Origin of the sequence: Duganella levis, assembly GCF_009857605.1 — a bacterium.
Lineage (GTDB): Bacteria > Pseudomonadota > Gammaproteobacteria > Burkholderiales > Burkholderiaceae_D > Rugamonas > Rugamonas levis.
On record NZ_WWCT01000015.1, the window covers coordinates 99,839 to 121,189 of the forward strand.

Consider the following 21,351-nt stretch of genomic DNA (forward strand, 5'->3'; position numbering starts at 1 on the left):
GTTCCCCAAACGGTCCTTTAGCACTAAATAGTAGTGGCTACTATCAGCTAGTACGGTTTAGGCAATTTTAGTAAAGCGACCAAAAATGACGCCTCCTTGGCAAGTCCCCAGCGTGCAGCGAGCCAACCGGTTGGCGTATCGGCGTCTCGTCTTCTTCAGGAGCGTTCTATTCTTGCCAGCGCCACGGAGGCGGCGGAGGTGCGGGTTTCGACGCCGAGTTTGACGAAGACGTGTTCCAGGTGTTTGTTGATGGTGCGCGGGCTGGTGCCGAGGATGTCGCCGATGTCGCGGTTGGTCTTGCCCTTGATGACCCAGTTGAGCACTTCCGATTCGCGCTGCGTCAGTTTGAAGGACGCCATCAGCTTTTCGATTTGCGCGGTGTCGGATTCCTCGCGCAGCACGATCATCCACTGTTCGTTCTCGCTGAACTCCGCCGCCGAGAAGATCAGGCGCCGCGCGCCGCGCGCCAGCGTTAATGGCGGATGCGATAAGCCCTGGCTATGCGCCAGTTGCGTCGCTTGCAACCACGCCGGCAGTTCGGCGTCGACCATATAACCCTGCATCAGCGTGCGCGCCAGCGGTGTTTGCCAGACCACTTTGCCGTCGCGCGGCGTCATGGCGATGACGGCGTTGCCGAAGGCGTCCAGCGCGCTGCGGGCCTGGTCGACCAGCCTTGCGGTCTGCATGTGGGCGGCGATGCGCGCCAGTACCTCGCTGGTGCGCAGCGGCTTGGTGACGTAGTCGTTGCCGCCGGCGGCAAACGCGGTGACCACGTGTTCGGCTTCGGTCAGCCCGGTCATGAAAATCACCGGAATGTGGCGCGTGGCCAGATTGGCTTTCAGCTGGCGGCAGGTTTCAAAGCCGTCCATGCCCGGCATGATGGCGTCCAGCAGGATGATGTGCGGCTGCGCTTCGGCGGCGCGCAGCAGCGCCGCCTCGCCGTTGTTCGCCACCAGCACCGTGAAGCCCGATTCGTCCAGCGCGTCGTGCAGTACCGCCAGATTCTCCGGGACGTCGTCCACCACCAGCACAAGGCCGGCGTCAGTGTTGAAGTTCATCGTTGTTGTTCTCTCTGACAAAGTCCGCCATCGCATCCAGCTGGAAGCGGGCGGCAAAGTTGCGCATGGTTTGCGTGAAGTGCTGGTAGCGCGGATCGAGCGCGCCGATTTCATCCAGCTTGTTCTGGATGCCACGCACGTAGCCGATGCGTATCAGCTCGCGCAGCGACGTCATGACGGCGGCCGGCGGGAACACCAGCAGCGGCGGCGCGGCCGGTGCGACCGGTTCAGCCGGCGCCTGCATGATCCACTCCAGCGACAGGCGCGCGCCGATCCAGTCCAGCAGCTCGCTCACGTTGACCGGCTTGATGAAGAAGTCCTCGGCGCGGATGCCGGCCGGATTGTCCATGCCCTTGTCGAAGGCGTTGGCCGAGACGATGGCGATCGGCACCGCCGACATTTGCTTGCGGCGCAGGATGTAGCTGGCTTCCCATCCATCCATGCCAGGCATGGCAAGATCCATCAGGATCAGGTCCGGCTGGAAGCTGGCGTACAGGTCCAGGCACTCCAGTCCCGATGCGGCCTGCGCCACTTCAAAGCCCAGTGGTTGCAGGATGTTGTGCAGCAGTTCGCGGTCCACGTTCTCATTGTCGACTACCAGGATGCGGCGGCGCGGGCCGCGATAGCCGCTGCGTTGCCGCGCCTCGCCGGCCAGCAGCGCGTCGCGCGTGGCGCGGCCGGACGGCACGTGCACGCTGGGCAGGAACAGCCGCACCTGGAAGGTGCTGCCTTGCGGCGTGGTGCGGACTTTCAGTTCGCCGCCCATCAACTGCGTCAGCATGCGCGCGATCGGCAGGCCAAGGCCGGTGCCGCTGGCGTTGGCCTGCGCACTGGCGCTGCCGCGCGAGAACGGTTCAAAGATATGGTCTATCTCTTCTTGCAGGATACCGGGACCGCTGTCCTCGATTTCCACCGACGCCATCTCGCGCGCGTATTGCAGGCGCATGAAGATGCCGCCATGGCTGGTGAACTTGACCGCGTTGCCGAGGATGTTGATCAGGATCTGGCCGAGTCGCTTGCGGTCGGCGCGCACGCAGGCCGGGAGCACGCCGGTCAGCTCGTAGCGGAAGCTCAGGCCCTTGTTGGCCGCCTGTAGTTCGAACATGCGCACCACCTGGCCGATGAAGTCCGGGAAGTCCAGCTCCTTCATGTCGAAGTTGAATTTGCCGCCCTCAATGCGGGCGATATCCAGCGTGCCTTCGATCAGCGACAGCAGATGCTCGCCGCTGTTGCGGATCACGCGCACCGCCTGCTGCCGGTGCGCGGGAATGGAGGGATCGTTGTCCAGCAGCTGGGCGTAGCCGAGGATGGAATTGAGTGGCGTGCGGATCTCGTGGCTGATGCCGGCGATGTAGCGGCTCTTGGCCTGGTTCGCCAGGTCGGCGGCCTGCTTGGCCTGTTGCAGCTGGGCGTCGGTCTGTTGGTGCAGCTCGATCTCGCGCGTCAGCAAACCGGTCTGGCGGTTCGATTCTTCCTGCGCCACGCGGCGGCTCTCGCTGGTCAGCACCAGCCACCAGGCGACGATGCCGCTGACCAGCAGCAGCGCCGCAAAAATCTTGAAGAACACCAGCCGCAGTTGCGGCAGCAGCGCCTCGGAGCCGGGTGGCAGCACCGACTGCTCATGATAGTAGATCAGCCCAAGCAGCGCGCCGAGCGACAGCACGGTGACGATCATCAGCAGTAGGTAGTGTCCCAGGCCGCTGCTCAGGTAGCGCCATAGCGATTGCGGCAGCAGCGCGCGCATCGCTTCCTGCCACTGCACGGCGACGCGCGCATGCGGCTTGCAGGTGTCGTTGCAGCGCGCGTCCAGGCAGCAGCACAGCGAGCAGATCGAACCTTGGTAGGCAGGGCAGTGCGCCATGTCTTCGGCCTCGTACTCCTTTTCGCAGATCACGCAGGTCTTGCTGTGGATGTGTTCCGGCTGGCGCGCCATGTAGTACTTGCCGCGCGTGGCGATGGCGATCAGCGGCGACGCCACGAAGGCCGTCAGCAGCGCGATGAAGGCCGAGAAGGCGTGCGCCTGCTGGCCGAACAATCCCATGAACGCGGCGATCGACAGGGCCGACGCCAGCAGCATGGCGCCGACGCCGACCGGGTTGATGTCGTACAGGTAGGCGCGGCGGAACTCGATGCCTTTCGGACTGAGGCCCAGCGGCTTGTTGATCACCAGATCCGCCACCACCGCCGTGATCCACGAGATGGCGATGTTGGAGTACAGCCCCAGCACCTGGTCCAGCGCCTGGAATACGTCCAGCTCCATCAGCAGCACGGCGATCAGCGCGTTGAACACGGCCCACACCACGCGGCCCGGATGACTGTGTGTCAGCCGCGCGAAGAAGTTGGACCACGCCAGCGAGCCGGCATAGGCGTTGGTCATATTGATCTTCACCTGCGACACCACCACCAGCAGCGCGGTTGCCGCCAGCGCCGCCTGCGGCTGCGAGAACACCAGCCCGAAGCCGACCAGGTACATATGAGTCGGATTGACGGCCTGCTCCAGCGGCACCGCCACGCTGATGGCCAGATACGCCAGTAGTGCGCCGCCCAGCATCTTGGCGATGCCCAGCACGATCCAGCCGGGACCGGCCACCAGCACGCCGAGATGCCAGCGCAGTCGGTTCTCGCGGGTCTGCTGCGGCATGAAGCGCAGGAAGTCGACCTGCTCGCCGATCTGCGTGATCAGCGCCACGCCGACCGCCGTCGCCGCGCCGAACATCAGCACATTGAACTGGCCGTTGGCGCCATCGCGGCCGGCATAGTGCAGCAGTTCGGCCGGCATTTCCGGGCGCTTGAGCCAGATGGCGATGAAGGGCAGGGCCATCAGCACCAGCCATACGGGCTGCGTCAGCATCTGGATGCGGCTGATCAGCGTCACGCCGTGCGTCACCAGCGGAATCACCGCCAGCGCGCTGACCATATAGCCCAGCCACAGCGGCATGTGGAAATACAGCTCGAGCGCATAGGCCATGATGGCCGCTTCCAGCGCAAACAGGATGAAGGTGAACGAGGCGTAGACGAACGACGAAATGGTCGAGCCGATATAGCCGAAGCCGGCGCCGCGCGTCAGCAAGTCCATGTCGACGCCGTAGCGCGCGGCGTAATAGCTGATCGGCAGGCCGGTCAGGAAGATGATCAGGCCGACCGCCATGATGGCCCACAGCGCATTAATGAAACCGTAGTTGACGCTGATGGTGCCGCCGATCGCCTCCAGCACCAGGAAGGAGATGGCGCCGAAGGCCGTATTCGAGACGCGGAACACCGACCACTTGCGGAATGCGCGCGGCGTGAAGCGCAGCGCATAATCCTCGATGGTTTCGTTGGCCACCCAGGTGTTGTAATCGCGGCGGATTTTGACGATGCGCTGTGTGGTGGTCATAAAAAAAGCAGCTAGTGGACTAGCTGTTTTTTAAGCAAGAAACGTGCCGTCGGCGATGCTCAACGGTGGTGCTTGCTGTTCAACTTGTCGAGCAGGCGCCGCAATTCTTCTTCCATGGTCGGCGACAGATTCGAGAACTGGCAGCCGATCTGCACCTGTTCGCCCAGCAGGAAAGAGCGGAAGGTGCGCGCCAGGCGGATCTCCAGGTCGGCGATCATCACCGAATCCGGCCCCAGTTCCAGCCGCACGCGTTGCAGCTTGCGGCCGACGTGCAGGCCGACCGCGTCGCGCGGCGAGGCGCGCATGCCGACGCCGCCGGCGGAAAAATCGTACAGCTGCAATTCATATGGCTTGCCGTTCAACACGAACGAGGCCATGTAGTAAACGCCCAGCGGCGTCTCCAGCCGCGTCGAAGCGCGCCGGTTCAGCACCAGGCATTTGAGCGGGAATTCCATCGGAATCAGGGTCGGCTCGTTGGGCTTGGAGGCCCAGTCGGTCGAGCTGAGGGTAAACTGCAGCTTGGCGGAGCGCATCCAGGCCACAAAAACCGCCTCGCCCGGCGGCAGGAATTCACCTTCGTTGAGTTCCACCACAAAGTGCGGATTCTCCGGATCGACCCATTTGATGCGCGCCATCACCACATTGGTGGAACTGAGCGGATAAATGGACACCGGCTCGCCGCTATCGGCCAGCAAAGTCAGGGCATCACCGATGTCATGTTCATCGGTCATGTCATGCGGCTTCGAACCCGTTGCGATTGGCTCCACAGCATCTTTTAGGGTGGGAGGCCCGCGACGGAATTCATTGGGTATAGGATCGTTCACGACGGCATATCTCTTTGGCAATGACTTCTATAATGCGAGGTCGATCTGCGCAGTTTACAGTGGATTCCGGTTTTTGGCTTGCAAAATAGCAAGAATTTTTGTCTGCCTGTGGTCAGAAGCGTTCATCCGGGCGCAAATAACGCCATTGGCCGACCGGCAGATCACCTAGTTTCACCTTGCCAATCCGCACCCGTTTTAAACCGACAACTTTCAAGCCGACCATGTCGCACATGCGGCGGATCTGGCGCTTCTTGCCTTCACGCAGCGTGAAGCTGAGCTGGTCGTCGTTCTGCCATCGCACCTTGGCCGGCAGCAGCGGCTTGCCGTCCATCCACAGGCCGTGGTTGAGCTTTTTCAGGTCGCTGTCCGGCAGCTTGCCCGGCTTGGTGTACTCGACCCGCACCAGGTATTCCTTGTCGACGTCGGTATGTTCGCCGATCAGTTCCTTGGCCACTCGGCCGTCCTGGGTCAGCACCAGCAGGCCGACCGAGTCGATGTCCAGGCGGCCGGCCGGCACCAGCGAGCGCAGCTGCGTCGGGTGGAACAGCTCCGGCGACGGATCGTCCGGCCAGCGGTTTTCCGGCTTGATCAGCACCACCGCCGGCTGATAGCCGTCCTCGGCCTGGCCGCTGACATAGCCCATCGGCTTGTTGATCAGCACCGTCACGCGCTTGGACTGCTCGGCCGCCGCCTGGCGTTCGACCGTCACATGCTGGCTCGGATAAATCTTGGTGCCCAGCTCGGAGATGACTTTGCCGTCAACCCGGACCCAGCCGCGCGCGATCCATTCGTCGGCCTCGCGGCGTGAGCACAGTCCCAGTTCGGACATGCGTTTGGACAGGCGGAGTAATTCTTCAGACATGGGGGGACTCTTTGAAAACAGGGGTTAAACTTTGATGGCGTCCAGCAGGTCGGTTTCCAGCTGGATCTGGTTGCGGGCGTTATTCAGCGCCGGGCCGTCGATCAGGAACACGTCTTCCACGCGCTCGCCCAGGGTCATGACCTTGGCCGTGTGCAGGTTGATCTTGTATTTGGTCAGCACATTGGCGATCGAATACAGCAGGCCGGTGCGGTCGTTGGCCGCCACCGACAGCAGGTAGTACTGGCCCCGCTCATCGGGGCGCAGGTCAACCGTCGGCTGGATCGGGAAGGTGCGCGACAGGCGCGACAGCCGGCCCTTGTTCGGCGCCGGCAGCGGCTCCGGATGGGTCAGCAGTCCGCACAGCTCGTGCTCGATCAGACTGATGATGTCGCGGTAGTTCTTGGCGAAATTCTGCTCGGTGACCAGGAAGGTATCCAGCGCATAGCCGTGCCGCGTGGTGTGGATCTTGGCGTCGAGGATGGAGAAATTCTTGCGGTCGAAATAGCTGCAAATGCGCGCGAACAGGTCCGGCTGGTCCTTGATGTAGACCGCGATCTGCAAGCCTTCGCCGATCGGCGCCAGGCGGCACTTGACCACCGGCGATTCGCTGTTGAAGCGTTCGTACAGCGCGCGCGTCTGCCAGGCGATGTCGGAGGCGTCGTGGCGCAGGAAGTAGGCCACGTCCAGCTGCTTCCAGAAGGCTTCGTGCGCGTGGGCGTCCAGGCCGTACAGGCGCAAGGTGGCCAGCGCCTCGTCCTGGCGGTTGCGCAGCTCGTTGGCGGCGCTGTGCGGTTCGCCGCCCAGCACGCGCAGCGTGATCTTGTACAGGTCTTCCAGCAGCTTGGCTTTCCAGGCGTTCCACACTTTCGGGCTGGTGCCGCGGATGTCGGCCACCGTCAGCAGGTAGAGGCCGGTCAGGTGGCGCTCGTCGCCGACCAGCTTGGCAAACGCCTGGATCACGTCCGGATCGGACAAGTCCTGCTTCTGCGCCACTTGCGACATGGTCAAATGGTTCTCGACCAGGAACACCACCAGCTCGGTGTCTTCCTCGCTCATGCCGTGTTCCAGGCAGAACTGCTCGGCGTCGGCCATGCCCAGCTTGGAGTGGTCGCCGCCACGGCCCTTGGCGATATCATGGAACAGCGCGGCCAGGAACAGCACCCACGGCTTGGGGAAGTTGGCCATCAGCTGGCTGCAGAACGGGTACTCGTGCGCATGCTCGGCCATCGTGAAGCGGCGCATATTGCGCACCACCATCAGGATGTGCTGGTCCACCGTGTAGACGTGGAACAGGTCGTGCTGCATCTGGCCGACGATCTTGCGGAAATTGGGCAGATAGCGGCCCAGGATCGACAGGTCGTTCATGCGGCGCAGTGCGTGGATGATGCCGCGCGGCGCCTGCATGATCTGCAGGAACAATGAACGGTTGGCCGGATCGGCGCGGAAGGCGGCGTCGATCTGGAAACGCTCGTGCCACAGCGCGCGGGTGGTGCGCGCCGTCATGCCCTTGATCGACGGCCGCTCGGTCATCAGCAGGAAGATTTCCAGCATGGCCGACGGCGTCTTCTCGAAGGTGTCGTCCTCGGCAATGTCGATCAGGCCGTTGACGTCGTTGAAGCGGGCGTTGATCGGCACTGCCACGCCGTCCTGCGGGAACAGCCGTTCCTCGATGTTCTGCAACAGAATGGTATTCAATTGCGTAACGGTCTTGGCGGCCCAGTAATAGCGCTGCATCAGGTATTCGCTGGCGCGGCGCATATGAGCGCCGGCGCCGGTGGCGGTCAGGCCCAGCGATTCGGCAATCGCGGTCTGGACATCGAACACCAGCCGGTCTTCGCGGCGGCCGGCGTGCAGGTGCAGGCGCACGCGGATGTCCTTGAAGGCGCGCTCTTTTTCCATCAGCTGGCGCGCTTCGGTCTGCGTGATCAGGCCGCTGCTGGCCAGGGTGCGCCACGAGTTGGCCAGGCCGGAGGCCTTCACCAGCCACAGGATCACTTGCAGGTCGCGCAGGCCGCCCGGGCTTTCCTTGCAGTTTGGCTCCAGGCTGAAGGCGGTGTCTTCATACTTGGCGTGGCGCTGGTTCATCTCCAGCAGCTTGGCGTGGTAGAAGGCGCGCGGGTCCATCGCCGCGTCGTAGCGGTGTTGCAGCTCGGCGAACAGCTGCTCGTCGCCGCAGATGATGCGCGCTTCCAGCAGGCTGGTCTGCACCGTGATGTCGGCCGCCGATTCGGTCAGGCACTCGTCCACCGTGCGGATGCTGTGGCCGATTTCCAGGCCCAGATCCCACAGCAGCTGCACCAGCTCTTCCAGCTTTTCCGTGGTGGCGGCGTCCGGCGCTTCCTGCAGCAGGATCAGCAGGTCGACGTCGGAATACGGGAACAGCTCACCGCGGCCGTAGCCGCCGACGCCGACCAGCGCGGTATGCTCCGGCAGGCCGGCCGCGTGCCAGGCGGTGGTCAGCACCGCGTCGACACTCTGGCGCAGGCTGCGCAGCAGCTTTTCCGGCTTGCCGTCTTCCTTGAAGGCGGCAATGACGACCTGGCGGTCGGCCTTCAGCTGGCGCTTGAGCTGCTCGCGCAATTGGTTCCTCATCACGGCCGCGTTCACGGGATTACGCTGCCTTGGCTGGGTTGGCCGACCCTTGGCCGGTGACGAAGGCCGGCGGCGGCGGGCTGCCGGCCGACAGCGTCAGCACCTCGTAACCGGTGTCGGTCACCACCAGCATGTGTTCCCACTGCGCCGACAGGCTGCGGTCCTTGGTTTTGATGGTCCAGCCGTCGCCCATTTCGCGGATTTCGCGGCGGCCGGCGTTGATCATCGGCTCGATGGTGAAGATCATGCCGGCTTCCAGCTTGACGCCGGTGCCTGGCTTGCCGTAGTGCAGCACCTGCGGCTCTTCGTGGAACACCTTGCCGATGCCGTGGCCGCAGAATTCGCGCACCACGCTGTAGCCGGCTTTTTCGGCGTGCTGCTGGATGGCGTGGCCGATGTCGCCCAGCGTGGCGCCCGGCTTGACCTGCTCGATGCCCAACCACATGCATTCATAGGTGATGTCCGACAGGCGCTTGGCCAGGATCGACGGTTCGCCGATGAAGAACATGCGGCTGTTGTCGCCATGGTAGCCGTCCTTGATGACGGTGATGTCCAGGTTGACGACGTCGCCATTTTTTAAAACTTTATCGCCCGGAATGCCGTGGCAGATGACGTCGTTGACCGAGGTGCAGATGGCCTTCGGGTAGGGCGTGTAGCCTGGCGGGCTGTAGTTCAGCGGCGCCGGGATGGTGCCCTGGACGTTGACCATGTACTCATGGCACAGGCGGTCCAGTTCGCCGGTGGTGACGCCCGGTTTGACGAAAGGGGTGATGTAGTCCAGCACTTCGGAGCCGAGGCGGCCGGCGATGCGCATGCCTTCGATATCTTCGGCGGTTTTGATGGTAATAGACATAGTGGATCGCAATCAGCTAGGTAAACGGTGAACGCGCCAGCCGCACCGGCCGCAACAGAAGCGGGGCGCGTGGCGTGCAATATATGGAAATTATAAACGACGCCGGGGCTGGCGGTGGCCCCGGCTGTGGCAAGACTCAGGCGGCGGCCTTGGCGACTGCCAGGGCGCGGCGGCGCGCCATCCAGCCCATCAGGCCCAGGCCGCCCAGCAGCATGGCCCAGGTGTCGGCTTCCGGCACGGCGGTATGGATGGCGCTGCCGCCGTCCATGCCCAGGCCGAAAGCGTTGCGGCGGGCGAATTGACTGGCCAGGTCGTCCAGATCGAGTTCATCGGCCAGTTCGAACTGGTCGACGCCGTCGCCGGACACGCTGCCGGCCAGGCGCTGCGTTTTGTTCGGCTTGCCGTCCGGATCGAGCTGGTCCAGCGGAATGGCATCGGCCAGCTCGTGCACATCGGGGTCGACCAGGCTGATGTCGGCAAATTCGGCCGGTTTCGCTGCGGCGGCCTGGCTGGCGACTGCTACCGGCGCCTTGCCTGGCGCCAGCTTGCTGATGCGGCTGATGTTGCCGCAAATCTTGGGTACCAGGATGCAGTGCTCGCCGACGCAGTACACGGCGCCCGGTTCACTGCGGGTTTCGGCCCAGTGGCTGCGGGTCACGCTGGCGCATTGCGAGGCGGCGCCGAAGTGCATGTCGTGGATGGCGGGATCGTACTTGCTCTTGCCGCCGATGGCGTCGCGCGTGATGCTGACGGTATCGTCCGGCTGATGTTCCTCGATGCGGCGCTTGAGCGTGCTGCGCACGGCGGCCGGAATGTCGGTGTAGCGGTCGATGGCGGCAGCCGGGCTGCCGGTGTACGGGTTGCGCCCAGGGTGGTCCCAGGAGCAGGTGGGTTGTATCGCGGCGGCGAGGGCGGCGGCTAACAGGACGGACATGATGGCGATCTTTCGAGAAGGACGCTATCGCAGGGGCTGGGCGCAACGAAAATTAAATTATCGGAACGAATTTTGCTCGATGATATTACATTCCCGGCATCTTTTGGTGGCTTGGAGGTAGATTTTTTAATCTTGTGTAACATTTTGGTGCGGCTGCACGGTTGTGGGGCGGCGCATCATAGTGAGAAATCTTGCGCAAGTGGCTGTTTTTAGGGTAGAATATCGGGTTGCTTGAATTTGGTTTAAGCAATGTTGTTAATTTCATTTATAAACTCGAATCCGGTCAACAAGGGTGCCAGGCATAGCCGGGTCACTGGTCGGATTCCGGAACTAACCCTGGAGTAATATTATGTCCGTAACTATGCGCGAAATGCTGGAAGCCGGTGTCCACTTCGGTCACCAAACCCGTTTCTGGAACCCAAAGATGGCACCGTTCATCTTCGGTCACCGCAACAAGATCCATATCATCAACTTGGAAAAGACGATGGCTATGTATCAAGAAGCGATGAAACACGTGAAACAGGTTGCTGCCAACCGTGGCACCATCCTGATGGTCGGCACCAAGCGTCAAGCACGCGATATCATCGCTGCGGAAGCGGCACGCGCAGGCGTTCCTTTCGTTGACCAGCGTTGGCTGGGCGGCATGCTGACCAACTTCAAAACCATCAAGACCTCGATCAAGCGCCTGAAAGACATGGAAGCTACGGTTGCCGATGGTTCGGTTGAGAAGCTGTCGAAAAAAGAAGCGCTGATGTTCCAACGTGAAATCGTCAAGCTGCAAAAATCGATCGGCGGCATCAAAGACATGGGCGGCGTTCCTGACGCAATCTTCGTCGTTGACGTTGGCTACCATAAAGGCGCCATCACCGAAGCCGCAAAACTGGGCATCCCAGTTATCGGCGTGGTCGATACCAACCACTCGCCAGAAGGCGTGCAGTACGTAATTCCAGGCAATGATGACTCGTCGAAAGCCATCACGCTGTACGCCCGCGGCGTTGCAGATGCCATCCTGGAAGGCCGTGCCGCTGCCGGTAACGAAGTAGTTGAAATGGTGAAAGCCGCAGCCGGCGACGAATTCGTCGAAGTCAGCGAACAAGCTTAATCGTTCCTGATTGGCTGTAAGGAAAAAGGGGTGGCCAACAGCTCCCCCTTTTTTTTAACGTAAATGGTTAGAGCATCTTGCTCACCACCCCGAATACCGATTATCAGATCGAAATACAGGAGAAACACATGGCAGCTATTACCGCAGCAATGGTAGGCGAACTGCGCTCGAAAACCGACGCGCCGATGATGGAATGCAAAAAAGCACTGACCGAAGCCGAAGGCGACATGGGTCGTGCGGAAGAGATCCTGCGCGTCAAGCTGGGTGGCAAGGCTGGTAAAGCCGCCAGCCGCATCACCGCCGAAGGCGTGGTCGCGACCTACATCGCCAACGGCGTGGGCGCCCTGGTGGAAGTGAACTCGGAAACCGACTTCGTTGCGAAAAACGACGACTTCCTGAACCTGGCCAACACCGCCGCCCGTCTGGTGGCTGAAAAGAACCCGGCCGACGTGGCTGCCCTGCTGGCCCTGCCAGCTGGCGACGAAGGCAAAACGCTGGACGAAGTCCGCGCTGCCCTGATCGGTAAAATCGGCGAAAACATGTCGATCCGCCGCTTCCAGCGTTTCGAAACCACCGCCAAACTGGCGTCGTACCTGCACGGCACCCGCATCGGCGTGATGGTTGAATTCGACGGCGCCGACGAGCAAGTCGGTAAAGACGTGGCCATGCACATCGCGGCCATGAAGCCAGTGTCGCTGTCGGCTGACCAGGTTCCTGCCGAACTGATCGAAAAAGAGCGTTCGGTGGCCAAGCTGAAAGCTGACGAAGATGCAGCCGCCGCTGTTGCTGCTGGCAAGCCAGTACAGCCTGCCGACATCGTCGCCAAGCGTCTGGAAGGCTCGGTACAGAAGTACCTGAAAGAAGTCTCGCTGCTGAACCAGGCTTTCGTGAAAAACGACAAGCAATCGATCGAGCAGATGCTGAAAGAAAAATCGACCACCGTGAAAGCGTTCGTAATGTACGTGGTGGGCGAGGGCATCGAGAAGAAGGTTGACGACTTCGCCGCTGAAGTGGCTGCGCAAGTAGCCGCTTCCAAAGGAGCGTAATACAGAAAACGGGCCGAGAGGCCCGTTTTTTTAAGCCCGCAGCAGTGCCCGGCGTCGGGCGAGGTATCATAGGCGCCGGCAGACTTACCCCGAACAACCAATCATTAGGAGCCCCGTCTCATGTCCAAACCAGCCTACAAGCGCGTCCTCCTCAAATTGTCCGGCGAAGCCCTGATGGGCGATGATCCTTACGGCATCAATCGCGCCACGATCGAACGGACGGTGGCCGACGTGGCCGAGGTCGCGAAACTGGGCGTGGAACTGGCGATCGTCATTGGCGGCGGCAATATCTTCCGCGGCGTGGCGCCTGGCGCCCAAGGCATGGACCGCGCCACCGCCGACTACATGGGTATGCTGGCCACCGTGATGAACGCGCTGGCCCTGGCCGACGCCATGCGCCACGTTGGCGTCACCGCGCGCGTGATGTCGGCGATCGGCATCGAGCAGGTGGTCGAGCCGTATGTGCGCCCGAAAGCGCTGCAGTACCTGGAAGAAGGCAAAGTCGTGGTATTCGCGGCCGGCACCGGCAACCCGTTCTTCACCACCGACACCGCCGCGGCGTTGCGCGGTTCGGAAATGAGCGCCGAGATCGTGCTGAAGGCCACCAAGGTGGATGGCGTGTACACTGCCGATCCAAAGAAAGACCCGAACGCGACGCTGTACAACTCGATCAGCTTCGATGAAGCGATTTCCAAGCACTTGCAGGTCATGGACGCCACCGCCTTTGCGCTGTGCCGCGACCAGAAACTGCCGATCAAGGTGTTCTCCATCACCAAGCCGGGCGCGCTGATGCGCGTCATCATGGGCGAGGATGAGGGTACACTGGTTCACGTTTAAATTTAGATATTTCAGATATACAGGAGAGCAGCAATGTCCGCAGCTGACGTTAAAAAGAACGCCCAAGACCGCATGACCAAATCGCTGGAAACCCTGCGCGGTGACCTGGCCAAAGTCCGTACCGGCCGTGCCCACACCGGCATCCTCGATCACGTGACGGTCGACTACTACGGTAGCCCGACCGCCATCAGCCAGGTGGCCAACCTGACCTTGGTCGACGCCCGCACCATCGGCGTGCAGCCGTTTGAAAAGAAAATGGCCGGCGCGATTGAAAAAGCCATCCGCGATGCCGACCTGGGCCTGAACCCGGCCGCGCAGGGCGACATGATCCGCGTACCGACCCCACCGCTGACCGAAGAGCGCCGCAAGGAAATGGTCAAGCTGGCCAAGGGCGAAGCGGAAGACGCCAAAGTCGCCGTGCGCAACATCCGCCGCGATGCCAACGAAGGCTTGAAAAAGCTGGTCAAGGACAAGGCGATTTCGGAAGACGACGAGCGTCGTGGCACCGATGAAGTGCAAAAACTGACCGACAAGTTCATTGCCGATATCGACAAGATGGTTGGTGAGAAAGAAAAAGAAATCCTGACGGTGTAAGCACCGCGTCGTTCCCGCGCAGGCGGGAATCCATAGGCCGCGTGGCGACACGCTCGGCATGGATTCCCGCCTTCGCGGGAATGACGTTTCTGTGGGCGCAACTTGTCTTTTTGCCTCACACCTGCAATACTTTATACTTTGGCATCGACGTTTTCATGAAATATACGAGTTCGACTACCGAGGTTCCAGACGCACCTGCCGTACCGCGCCATGTGGCCATCATCATGGACGGCAACGGACGCTGGGCAACCAAGCGCTTCCTGCCGCGGGTGGCCGGACACGCCAAGGGCGTGGACGCCGTGCGCACTGCTGTGGAGTCCTGCGCCCGCCGTGGCGTCGACTATCTGACCTTGTTCGCCTTCAGCTCCGAAAACTGGCGCCGCCCGGAAGAAGAAGTGTCCCTGCTGATGCGCCTGTTCGTGACGGCGCTGGAGCGCGAAGTCTCCAAACTGCACACCAATAACATCCGCCTGCGCGTCGTGGGCGACCTCAGCCGTGCCGACCAGAAGTTGCAAGGCATGATTGCCGCCGCCGAGCGCAAGACCGCCGCCAACACCGGCATGACGTTGACCGTCTGCTTCAACTACGGCGGCCGCTGGGACATCATGCAAGCCGTGGCGCAGATGGTCAAAGCCCATCCCGGCGCGAGCGACTTCAGCGAAGAGCAACTGGCGCCGCACCTGGTCATGGCCTACGCGCCCGAACCCGACCTGTTCATCCGCACCGGCGGCGAACAGCGCATTTCCAATTTCCTGCTGTGGCAGCTGGCTTATACCGAGCTGTTTTTCACCGACACGTACTGGCCGGATTTCTCCGCCGCGTGTCTCGACGAGGCGATCGCCTCCTACCAGCACCGCGAGCGGCGATTCGGCCGCACCGGCGCGCAACTGGCTGAAAAGACAAACTGATGCTGAAAACGAGGATTATTACCGCTCTGGTGTTACTGGCGGTGCTGCTGCCGGTCCTGTTCTTCAACTATTTCCCCGCGTTTGCCCTGGTGGTGACGCTGTTTGTCGGCGCCGCCGTATGGGAAGGCGCCCGTTTGTTCGGCTTGGGCGAAAGCCGCGCGCGCGTGGCCGGCTTCATCGGCGGCGTGCTGTTCGTCGCGCTGATGTACTCGGCCAAGCCGGGTGCGGTCAACGCGCTGTATGGCGTGGCCGCCTTGCTGTGGCTGATCCGCTATACGCCGACGCTGGGCCTCGGCCTGCCGCCGCTGGACGGCGCCGCCAACTGGTCGCTGGCGATCACCTTTACCTTTGCCGTGTTTGCCGCCTTCTTCGCGCTGGTCGGCCTGTACCTGAAGTCGCCGCTATATTTGCTGTCGGTGATGGTGCTGGTGTGGATCGCCGACATCGGCGCCTACTTCTCCGGCAAGGCCTTCGGCAAGCGCAAGCTGGCGCCGAGCATCTCCCCAGGCAAGTCGTGGGAAGGGGCGATCGGTGGCGCGCTTGCGGTGCTGGTGCTGGCTTCGCTGTCGATCATCCTGGCCAACGGCGCTGCGCCGTGGCTGCAAGACACCTTCGCCTGGAAGCTGCAAGCCCGCTTCGGCTGGGTTCCGGCGCTGCTGGTGCTGCTGGTGATCGTGGTGTTCTCCGTCATCGGCGACCTGTTTGAATCCCAACTCAAGCGCCGCGCCGGCATCAAGGACAGCAGCAACCTGCTGCCTGGCCACGGCGGCGTGCTGGACCGTGTGGACGCGCTGATCCCGGTGCTGCCGATGGCTGCGCTGGTCACGTCCTGGCTCTGAAAGAATTCCCATGCAACGTATTACCGTTTTAGGCGCCACCGGTTCGATCGGCGTATCCACGCTGGACGTGGTGGCGCGCCATCCCGGCCGTTACGCCGTCTACGCGCTGTCGGCGCATAGCCGGGTTGAAGAACTGGCCGCGCAGTGCGTGCAGTTCCGTCCGGCGCGCGCGGTGGTCGGCACTGCCGCCGCCGCCGACCGCCTGGCGGCGCTGCTGCGCGCCGCCGGCGTCAAGACCGAAGTGGAGTGGGGCGAGCAGGCCTTGTGCAGCATCGCCAGCGCGCCGGAAGTCGACAGCGTGATGGCCGCCATCGTCGGCGCGGCCGGCCTGGCGCCGACCCTGGCCGCAGCGCGCGCCGGCAAGAAGATCCTGCTGGCCAACAAAGAAGCGCTGGTGATGTCCGGCCAGCTGTTCATGGACGCCGTGCACGAATCGGGCGCCGTGCTGCTGCCGATCGACAGCGAACATAACGCCATCTTCCAGTCGATGCCGCAATTCGGCGGCCGCGTGCCGGCGGTGCGCGAGCAGGCGGCCGGCGTCGCCAAGATTCTGCTGACCGCTTCCGGCGGCCCGTTCCTGACGCGCGACGTCGCCACGCTGGACGCGGTGACGCCGGAGCAGGCCTGCAAGCACCCCAACTGGTCGATGGGCCGCAAGATTTCGGTCGACTCGGCAACCATGATGAACAAGGGCCTGGAAGTGATCGAGGCGCACTGGCTGTTCGGCGCGCCGGCCGACCAGATCGAAGTGGTGATCCATCCGCAGTCGGTGATCCACTCGATGGTGTCCTACGTCGACGGCTCGGTGCTGGCGCAGCTGGGCAACCCGGACATGCGCACGCCGATCGCCCACGCGCTGGCCTACCCGGAGCGCATCGCTTCCGGCGTGGCGCAGCTGGACCTGACCCAGATCGCCACGCTGCAATTTGAAAAACCGGACTTTACCCGCTTCCCGTGCCTGGCACTGGCGTTCGACGCGCTGCGCGCCGGCGGCACCGCACCGGCGCTGCTGAACGCGGCCAACGAAGTGGCGGTACAAGCCTTCCTCGACCGCAAAATCGGCTTCCGCCAGATCGACCGCGTGATCGCACAAGTGGTGGACACACTGCCGCACGGCGACGCCCACAGCATCGACGCGGTGCTGGCGCAGGACGCCGCCGCGCGCGCCGCCGCCGAAGCCTGCATCGCCGGACTGGCAGCATGATCTTCCTGCAAAAAGTGCTGGCGTTCGTCTTCTGCCTGGGTTCTCTGGTGGTGCTGCACGAGCTGGGACATTACCTGGTGGCGCGCTGGTGCGGCGTCAAGGTGCTGCGCTTTTCGGTCGGCATGGGACCGGTGGTGTGGTCGCGCCGCTTCGGCAAGGACCAGACGGAATGGGCGATTTCCGCGCTGCCGCTGGGCGGCTACGTCAAGATGCTGGACGCCCGCGAAGGCGAGCTGACCGGCTTGCCGGAGTCCGACCTGAAACGCGAATTCACGCGCCAGAACGTGTGGAAGCGCATCGCCATCGTGGCCGCCGGCCCGATCGCCAACTTCCTGGTTGCCATCGCGCTGTACGCAGGCCTGTTCATGCACGGCGTGGAAGAACCCACCAGCAAGATCAGCGTCAAGGCCGAGAGCCAGGCCTGGCAGGCCGGCCTGCGCAGCGGCGACAGCGTGGTGTCGATCAACGAACAGCCGGTGCACGTCTGGTCCGAACTGCGCTGGCAGCTGGTGCAGGCGGCCATCGACAAGCAGTCGGTGCGGGTGGCGCTGGAACGCGCAGGGCAGGGCCACGTCAACCTGACGCTGGCCGCCAGCGCGCTGCAAGGCTTGAACCTGGAAGGCGACGTGCCAGGCCAATTGGGCCTGGACGTGGCGCGGCCCTTGCCGGTGGTGCTGCGCGTGCTGCCGGGCGGTCCGGCCGAACGGGCCGGCCTGCAAGCTGGCGATCTGCTGACCGCCGTTGACGGCGTGGCGGTGGATAACAGCCCAGCCTTCATCGAAAAAATCAGCGCCGCCGCAGGCAAACCGGTGCTGCTGGCGATGCAGCGTCACGGCCAGCCGCTGACGGTCAGCGTGGTGCCGGCGGCGGTGGAAGCAAAAACCGCTCAAGGAACTGTAACAGTCGGTAAGATCAACGCGGAGATTGCAAACCGTCCGGATATGATCAAGGTGCCATCATCCCCTCCCGCGGCAGTCGCCAAGGCGGTCGCGCGGGTCTGGGAGACTTGTACGATGACGCTGAAAATGATCGGCAAAATGGTCACCGGCGAGGTCTCGCTGAAGAATGTGACGGGCCCGATCACCATCGCCGATTATGCCGGCCAGACCGCGCAGATGGGCATGGAGTATTACCTGAGCTTCGTCGCCTTCATCAGCATCAGTCTGGGTGTGATGAATTTGCTTCCGATTCCCGTTCTAGACGGGGGGCATTTGCTGTATTATTCGCTGGAAGTTTTAACTGGGCGTTCTGTGCCGGAGCGCGTTGGTGACATCGCGCAGCGTCTCGGCATGGGCTTGTTATTGAGCCTGATGCTGCTGGCGGTGTTTAACGACGTTGCCCGGCTGCTGTAGCTGTACTGTGTAGTTCTCGTTGATTAGCCATTGAAACCGATGAAAAGATATTCTGATCGTATTACCTCTACTTCCTTGCGCCGCAGCCTGATCGGCGCCGCTGTCCTGGCACTGTGCAGCGGCAGCGCGCTCGCTGTCGAGCCCTTCGTCATCAAAGATATCCGCATCGAAGGCATTCAGCGTACGGAAGCCGGTACGGTCTTCAGCTATCTGCCGGTGCGTGTCGGCGAAACCTTCAACGACGACAAATCGGTCACCGCCATCAAGGCGCTGTACGCCACCGGTTTCTTCAAGGACGTCAAGCTGGAACAGGACGGCCAGGTGCTGGTCGTCCTGGTCGAGGAACGCCCGGCCATCGCCAAGGTGGACTTCACCGGCACCAAGGAATTTGAAAAAGACACGCTGATCAAGGCGCTGAAAGACATCGGCGTCGGCGAAGCCAAGACCTTCGAAAAAGCCTCGGTCGATCGCGCCGAGCAGGAATTGAAGCGCCAGTATCTGTCGCACGGCCTGTATGGCGTCAAAGTCGAAACTACCGTCACGCCGCTGGAACGCAACCGCGTCAACATCAACTTCGTGGTGGACGAGGGCGAGATCGCCAAGATCAAAGAGATCAACATCGTCGGCAACAAGGTGTTCTCCGACAAAGAGCTGAAAGAAAACCTGGCGCTGAATACCGGCGGCTGGTTCAGCTGGTACACCAAGGCCAACCAGTACTCCAAGACCAAGCTGACCGGCGACATCGAGTCGCTCAAGTCTTTCTATCTGAATCGCGGCTACATCAGCATGAACATCGATTCCACCCAGGTCTCGATCACGCCCGACAAGAAGGACATCTACATCACCATCAACATCACCGAGGGTGAGCAGTACAAAGTCAAGAACATCAAGTTCGAAGGCGAGACCTTCGGCCGCGAAGAAGAACTGCGTTCGCTGGTGCTGCTGCGCAGCGGCCAGACCTACTCGGGCGAGCTGCTGACCGCCACCAACAAACTGATTTCGGACCGCCTGGGCACCTTCGGCTACGCCTTCGCCAACGTCAACGCGTCGCCGGACATCGATGTCGAGAAGCGCGAAGTGTCGTTCACCTTCTTCATCGATCCGGGCAAGCGCGCCTACGTGCGCCACATGAACATCGCCGGCAACACCTCGACCCGTGACGAAGTGATCCGCCGCGAGTTCCGCCAGTTCGAATCGAGCTGGTACGACGCCAACAAGATCAAGCTGTCGCGCGACCGCGTCGACCGTCTGGGCTACTTCAAGGACGTGACGGTCGATACGCCGGAAGCGCAAGGCACCTCCGACCAGGTCGACGTCAACCTGACCGTGACCGAGCGCCCGACCGGTAACTTCCAGATCGGCGGCGCGTTCTCGCAGTCGGAGAAGTTCTCGTTCCAGGCAGCGATCCAGCAGGCCAACTTTGCCGGTTCCGGCACCACGGTGGGCCTGGAGCTGAATACCTCGAAATACAGCCGCACGATTTCGTTCTCGCAGACCGACCCGTACTACACCGACGACGGCGTCTCGCGCGGCTACGAGCTGTATCTGCGCACGCAACAACCGCCGGCGCTGAACATCGGTTCCTACACGATTAAACAGCAGGGCGGCCGCATCAGCTACGGCGTGCCGTTCTCGGAAGTCGACACCGTGTTCTTCGGCATCGGCCTGGAACGCTCGAAGATCACCACCGACGCCACCTCGCCGACCCGCTTCCGCGAATACGTGACCACCATTACCGGCATCGCCAACGGTATCGGCACCGCCGCCACCAACGCCGTGCCGCTGACCATGGCGTGGGCGCGCGACAGCCGTGACTCGGCAGTGACGCCAACCATCGGCCGCTACCAGCGCGCCAACCTGGAGCTGGATCTGGTCGGCCAGCAGAAATACTACCGCGCCGTCTACGAGCAGCAGTGGTACAAGCCGCTGTTCTCGAAAGTGACGCTGGCATTGAAAGGCGAGTTCGACTACGGCCATGGCATTGGCAACAGCAGCTACCCGGTATTCAAGAACTTCTACGCCGGCGGTATCGGTTCGGTGCGCGGCTATCTGAGCTCGTCGCTGGGCGCGGTCGACTACACCTACGGCGATGCCCTGGGCGGCGCTTCGCGTATTATCGGCAATGCCGAGCTGCAGCTGCCGTTCCCAGGCTCCGGCCAGGACCGCAGCCTGCGCTGGTTCGGCTTCCTCGATACCGGCCAGGTCTATCAGGAAGGTCAGAAGATGCGCGCTTCCGAGCTGCGCTACTCGACCGGTCTGGGCATCAGCTGGATTTCGCCGGTGGGGCCGCTGAAACTGAGTTATGCTAAGCCGTTGAACGCCAAGACCGGCGACCGTCTGGAACGCTTCCAGTTCCAGATGGGTACGGGCTTCTAAGTTCGCTACTAATGCATAAAAGTAATATTTTTTATTTCGGAGAAATAAGTTGAAGACTGCATCCGCAACCATGACCAAATATTTCGCCATGCTGGCACTGGGCTGGTGTGCATTGGCGCCGGTGCAGGCCCAGACCTCGGCCTCGCGCATTGCCTGGATTAGCCCGGAGCGCATCTACAACGAATCCAAGCTGGCCAAGCTGGCCGAAGAAAAGTTGAAGGAAGAGTTCAAGGGCCGCGAGAAGGCCATGAGCGAGATGGCGGCGCGCCTGAAGACGGCGTCCGACAAGCTGGAGGCGGATGCGCCGACCTTGACTGAGGCCGACCGCATCAAGCGCCAGCGCGACGTGTTTGAACTGGACAAGGAATACCAGCGCCGCCAGCGCGAATTCCGCGAAGACGTCAGCCAGCGCACCAACGAGGAGCGCCAGGCGATCTCGGAAAAAGCCACCAAGATCATCAAGCAGCTGGCCAATGTCGAAGGCTTTGACATTGTGCTGCAGGATGCCGTCTGGGCCAGCAGCCGCATCGACATCACCGAGAAGGTGTTGGCTGCGCTGGATAAAGACAAGTAAAACTCAAGATTGGATCACCC

The 21,351-nt window shown here is 62.3% G+C and carries 17 protein-coding genes; 10 read left to right on the forward strand and 7 right to left on the reverse strand.

Annotated elements, in window-relative coordinates:
- Positions 1 to 155: 155 nt before the first annotated feature.
- From GTP69_RS18355 to GTP69_RS18385, 7 genes are all read right to left on the reverse strand, one after another.
- Complete coding sequence (locus GTP69_RS18355; protein WP_161056213.1) at positions 156 to 1,058, reverse strand: response regulator transcription factor; 903 nt, start codon at positions 1,056 to 1,058, stop codon at positions 156 to 158.
- Positions 1,042 to 4,434 carry a hybrid sensor histidine kinase/response regulator gene (locus tag GTP69_RS18360; protein WP_161056214.1) on the reverse strand — a complete coding sequence of 1,131 codons (3,393 nt, stop codon included), beginning with the start codon at positions 4,432 to 4,434 and terminating at the stop codon, positions 1,042 to 1,044. Before GTP69_RS18360 ends, GTP69_RS18355 begins: the two co-directional genes overlap by 17 nt.
- A 59-nt stretch (positions 4,435 to 4,493) precedes the next feature.
- Positions 4,494 to 5,165, reverse strand: a complete 672-nt coding sequence (locus tag GTP69_RS18365) for a flagellar brake protein (protein ID WP_161056215.1) — start codon at positions 5,163 to 5,165, stop codon at positions 4,494 to 4,496.
- A gap of 205 nt (positions 5,166 to 5,370) precedes the next feature.
- Positions 5,371 to 6,120, reverse strand: a complete 750-nt coding sequence (locus GTP69_RS18370; protein ID WP_174864439.1) for a pseudouridine synthase — start codon at positions 6,118 to 6,120, stop codon at positions 5,371 to 5,373.
- 24 nt (positions 6,121 to 6,144) lie between these two features.
- Positions 6,145 to 8,712, reverse strand: coding sequence for a [protein-PII] uridylyltransferase (locus GTP69_RS18375; protein WP_161056216.1), 2,568 nt, complete (start codon positions 8,710 to 8,712; stop codon positions 6,145 to 6,147).
- A gap of 19 nt (positions 8,713 to 8,731) precedes the next feature.
- Positions 8,732 to 9,565: a type I methionyl aminopeptidase gene (gene map, locus GTP69_RS18380; protein WP_161056217.1), complete on the reverse strand. Its 834-nt coding sequence runs from the start codon at positions 9,563 to 9,565 to the stop codon at positions 8,732 to 8,734.
- A 136-nt stretch (positions 9,566 to 9,701) separates the two neighbouring features.
- Positions 9,702 to 10,499 carry an MHFG family PEP-CTERM protein gene (locus GTP69_RS18385; protein ID WP_161056218.1) on the reverse strand — a complete coding sequence of 266 codons (798 nt, stop codon included), beginning with the start codon at positions 10,497 to 10,499 and terminating at the stop codon, positions 9,702 to 9,704.
- Between the two features lie 349 nt (positions 10,500 to 10,848).
- Between GTP69_RS18385 and rpsB the strand changes: the two genes are divergently transcribed.
- The 10 genes from rpsB to GTP69_RS18435 all read left to right on the forward strand — a co-directional run bounded on the left by rpsB (position 10,849) and on the right by GTP69_RS18435 (position 21,331).
- A complete protein-coding gene (gene rpsB, locus GTP69_RS18390; protein ID WP_161056219.1) occupies positions 10,849 to 11,601 on the forward strand; it encodes a 30S ribosomal protein S2 in 753 nt (250 codons plus the stop codon).
- Positions 11,602 to 11,729: 128 nt separating this feature from the next.
- A complete protein-coding gene (tsf, locus tag GTP69_RS18395; protein WP_161056220.1) occupies positions 11,730 to 12,647 on the forward strand; it encodes a translation elongation factor Ts in 918 nt (305 codons plus the stop codon).
- 120 nt (positions 12,648 to 12,767) lie between these two features.
- The gene (gene pyrH, locus GTP69_RS18400; RefSeq protein ID WP_161056221.1) at positions 12,768 to 13,484 is read left to right on the forward strand and encodes a UMP kinase; all 717 of its coding nucleotides are present in this window, start codon (positions 12,768 to 12,770) and stop codon (positions 13,482 to 13,484) included.
- Between the two features lie 33 nt (positions 13,485 to 13,517).
- Entirely contained in the window at positions 13,518 to 14,078 is a 561-nt protein-coding gene (gene frr, locus GTP69_RS18405; protein ID WP_161056222.1) for a ribosome recycling factor, read from the forward strand.
- Positions 14,079 to 14,233: 155 nt separating this feature from the next.
- On the forward strand, positions 14,234 to 14,986 hold the full coding sequence (gene uppS / locus GTP69_RS18410; protein ID WP_110849724.1) for a polyprenyl diphosphate synthase: 753 nt from the start codon (positions 14,234 to 14,236) through the stop codon (positions 14,984 to 14,986).
- Positions 14,986 to 15,825 carry a phosphatidate cytidylyltransferase gene (locus GTP69_RS18415; RefSeq protein WP_161056223.1) on the forward strand — a complete coding sequence of 280 codons (840 nt, stop codon included), beginning with the start codon at positions 14,986 to 14,988 and terminating at the stop codon, positions 15,823 to 15,825. Before uppS ends, GTP69_RS18415 begins: the two co-directional genes overlap by 1 nt.
- A 10-nt stretch (positions 15,826 to 15,835) precedes the next feature.
- Positions 15,836 to 17,029: a 1-deoxy-D-xylulose-5-phosphate reductoisomerase gene (gene ispC / locus GTP69_RS18420; RefSeq protein WP_161056224.1), complete on the forward strand. Its 1,194-nt coding sequence runs from the start codon at positions 15,836 to 15,838 to the stop codon at positions 17,027 to 17,029.
- The gene (gene rseP / locus GTP69_RS18425; protein ID WP_161056225.1) at positions 17,026 to 18,381 is read left to right on the forward strand and encodes an RIP metalloprotease RseP; all 1,356 of its coding nucleotides are present in this window, start codon (positions 17,026 to 17,028) and stop codon (positions 18,379 to 18,381) included. Before ispC ends, rseP begins: the two co-directional genes overlap by 4 nt.
- Before the next feature lie 39 nt (positions 18,382 to 18,420).
- Entirely contained in the window at positions 18,421 to 20,757 is a 2,337-nt protein-coding gene (bamA, locus tag GTP69_RS18430) for an outer membrane protein assembly factor BamA (RefSeq protein WP_161056226.1), read from the forward strand.
- A 49-nt stretch (positions 20,758 to 20,806) separates the two neighbouring features.
- Positions 20,807 to 21,331, forward strand: coding sequence for an OmpH/Skp family outer membrane protein (locus GTP69_RS18435; RefSeq protein WP_229258019.1), 525 nt, complete (start codon positions 20,807 to 20,809; stop codon positions 21,329 to 21,331).
- Positions 21,332 to 21,351 lie beyond the last annotated feature (20 nt).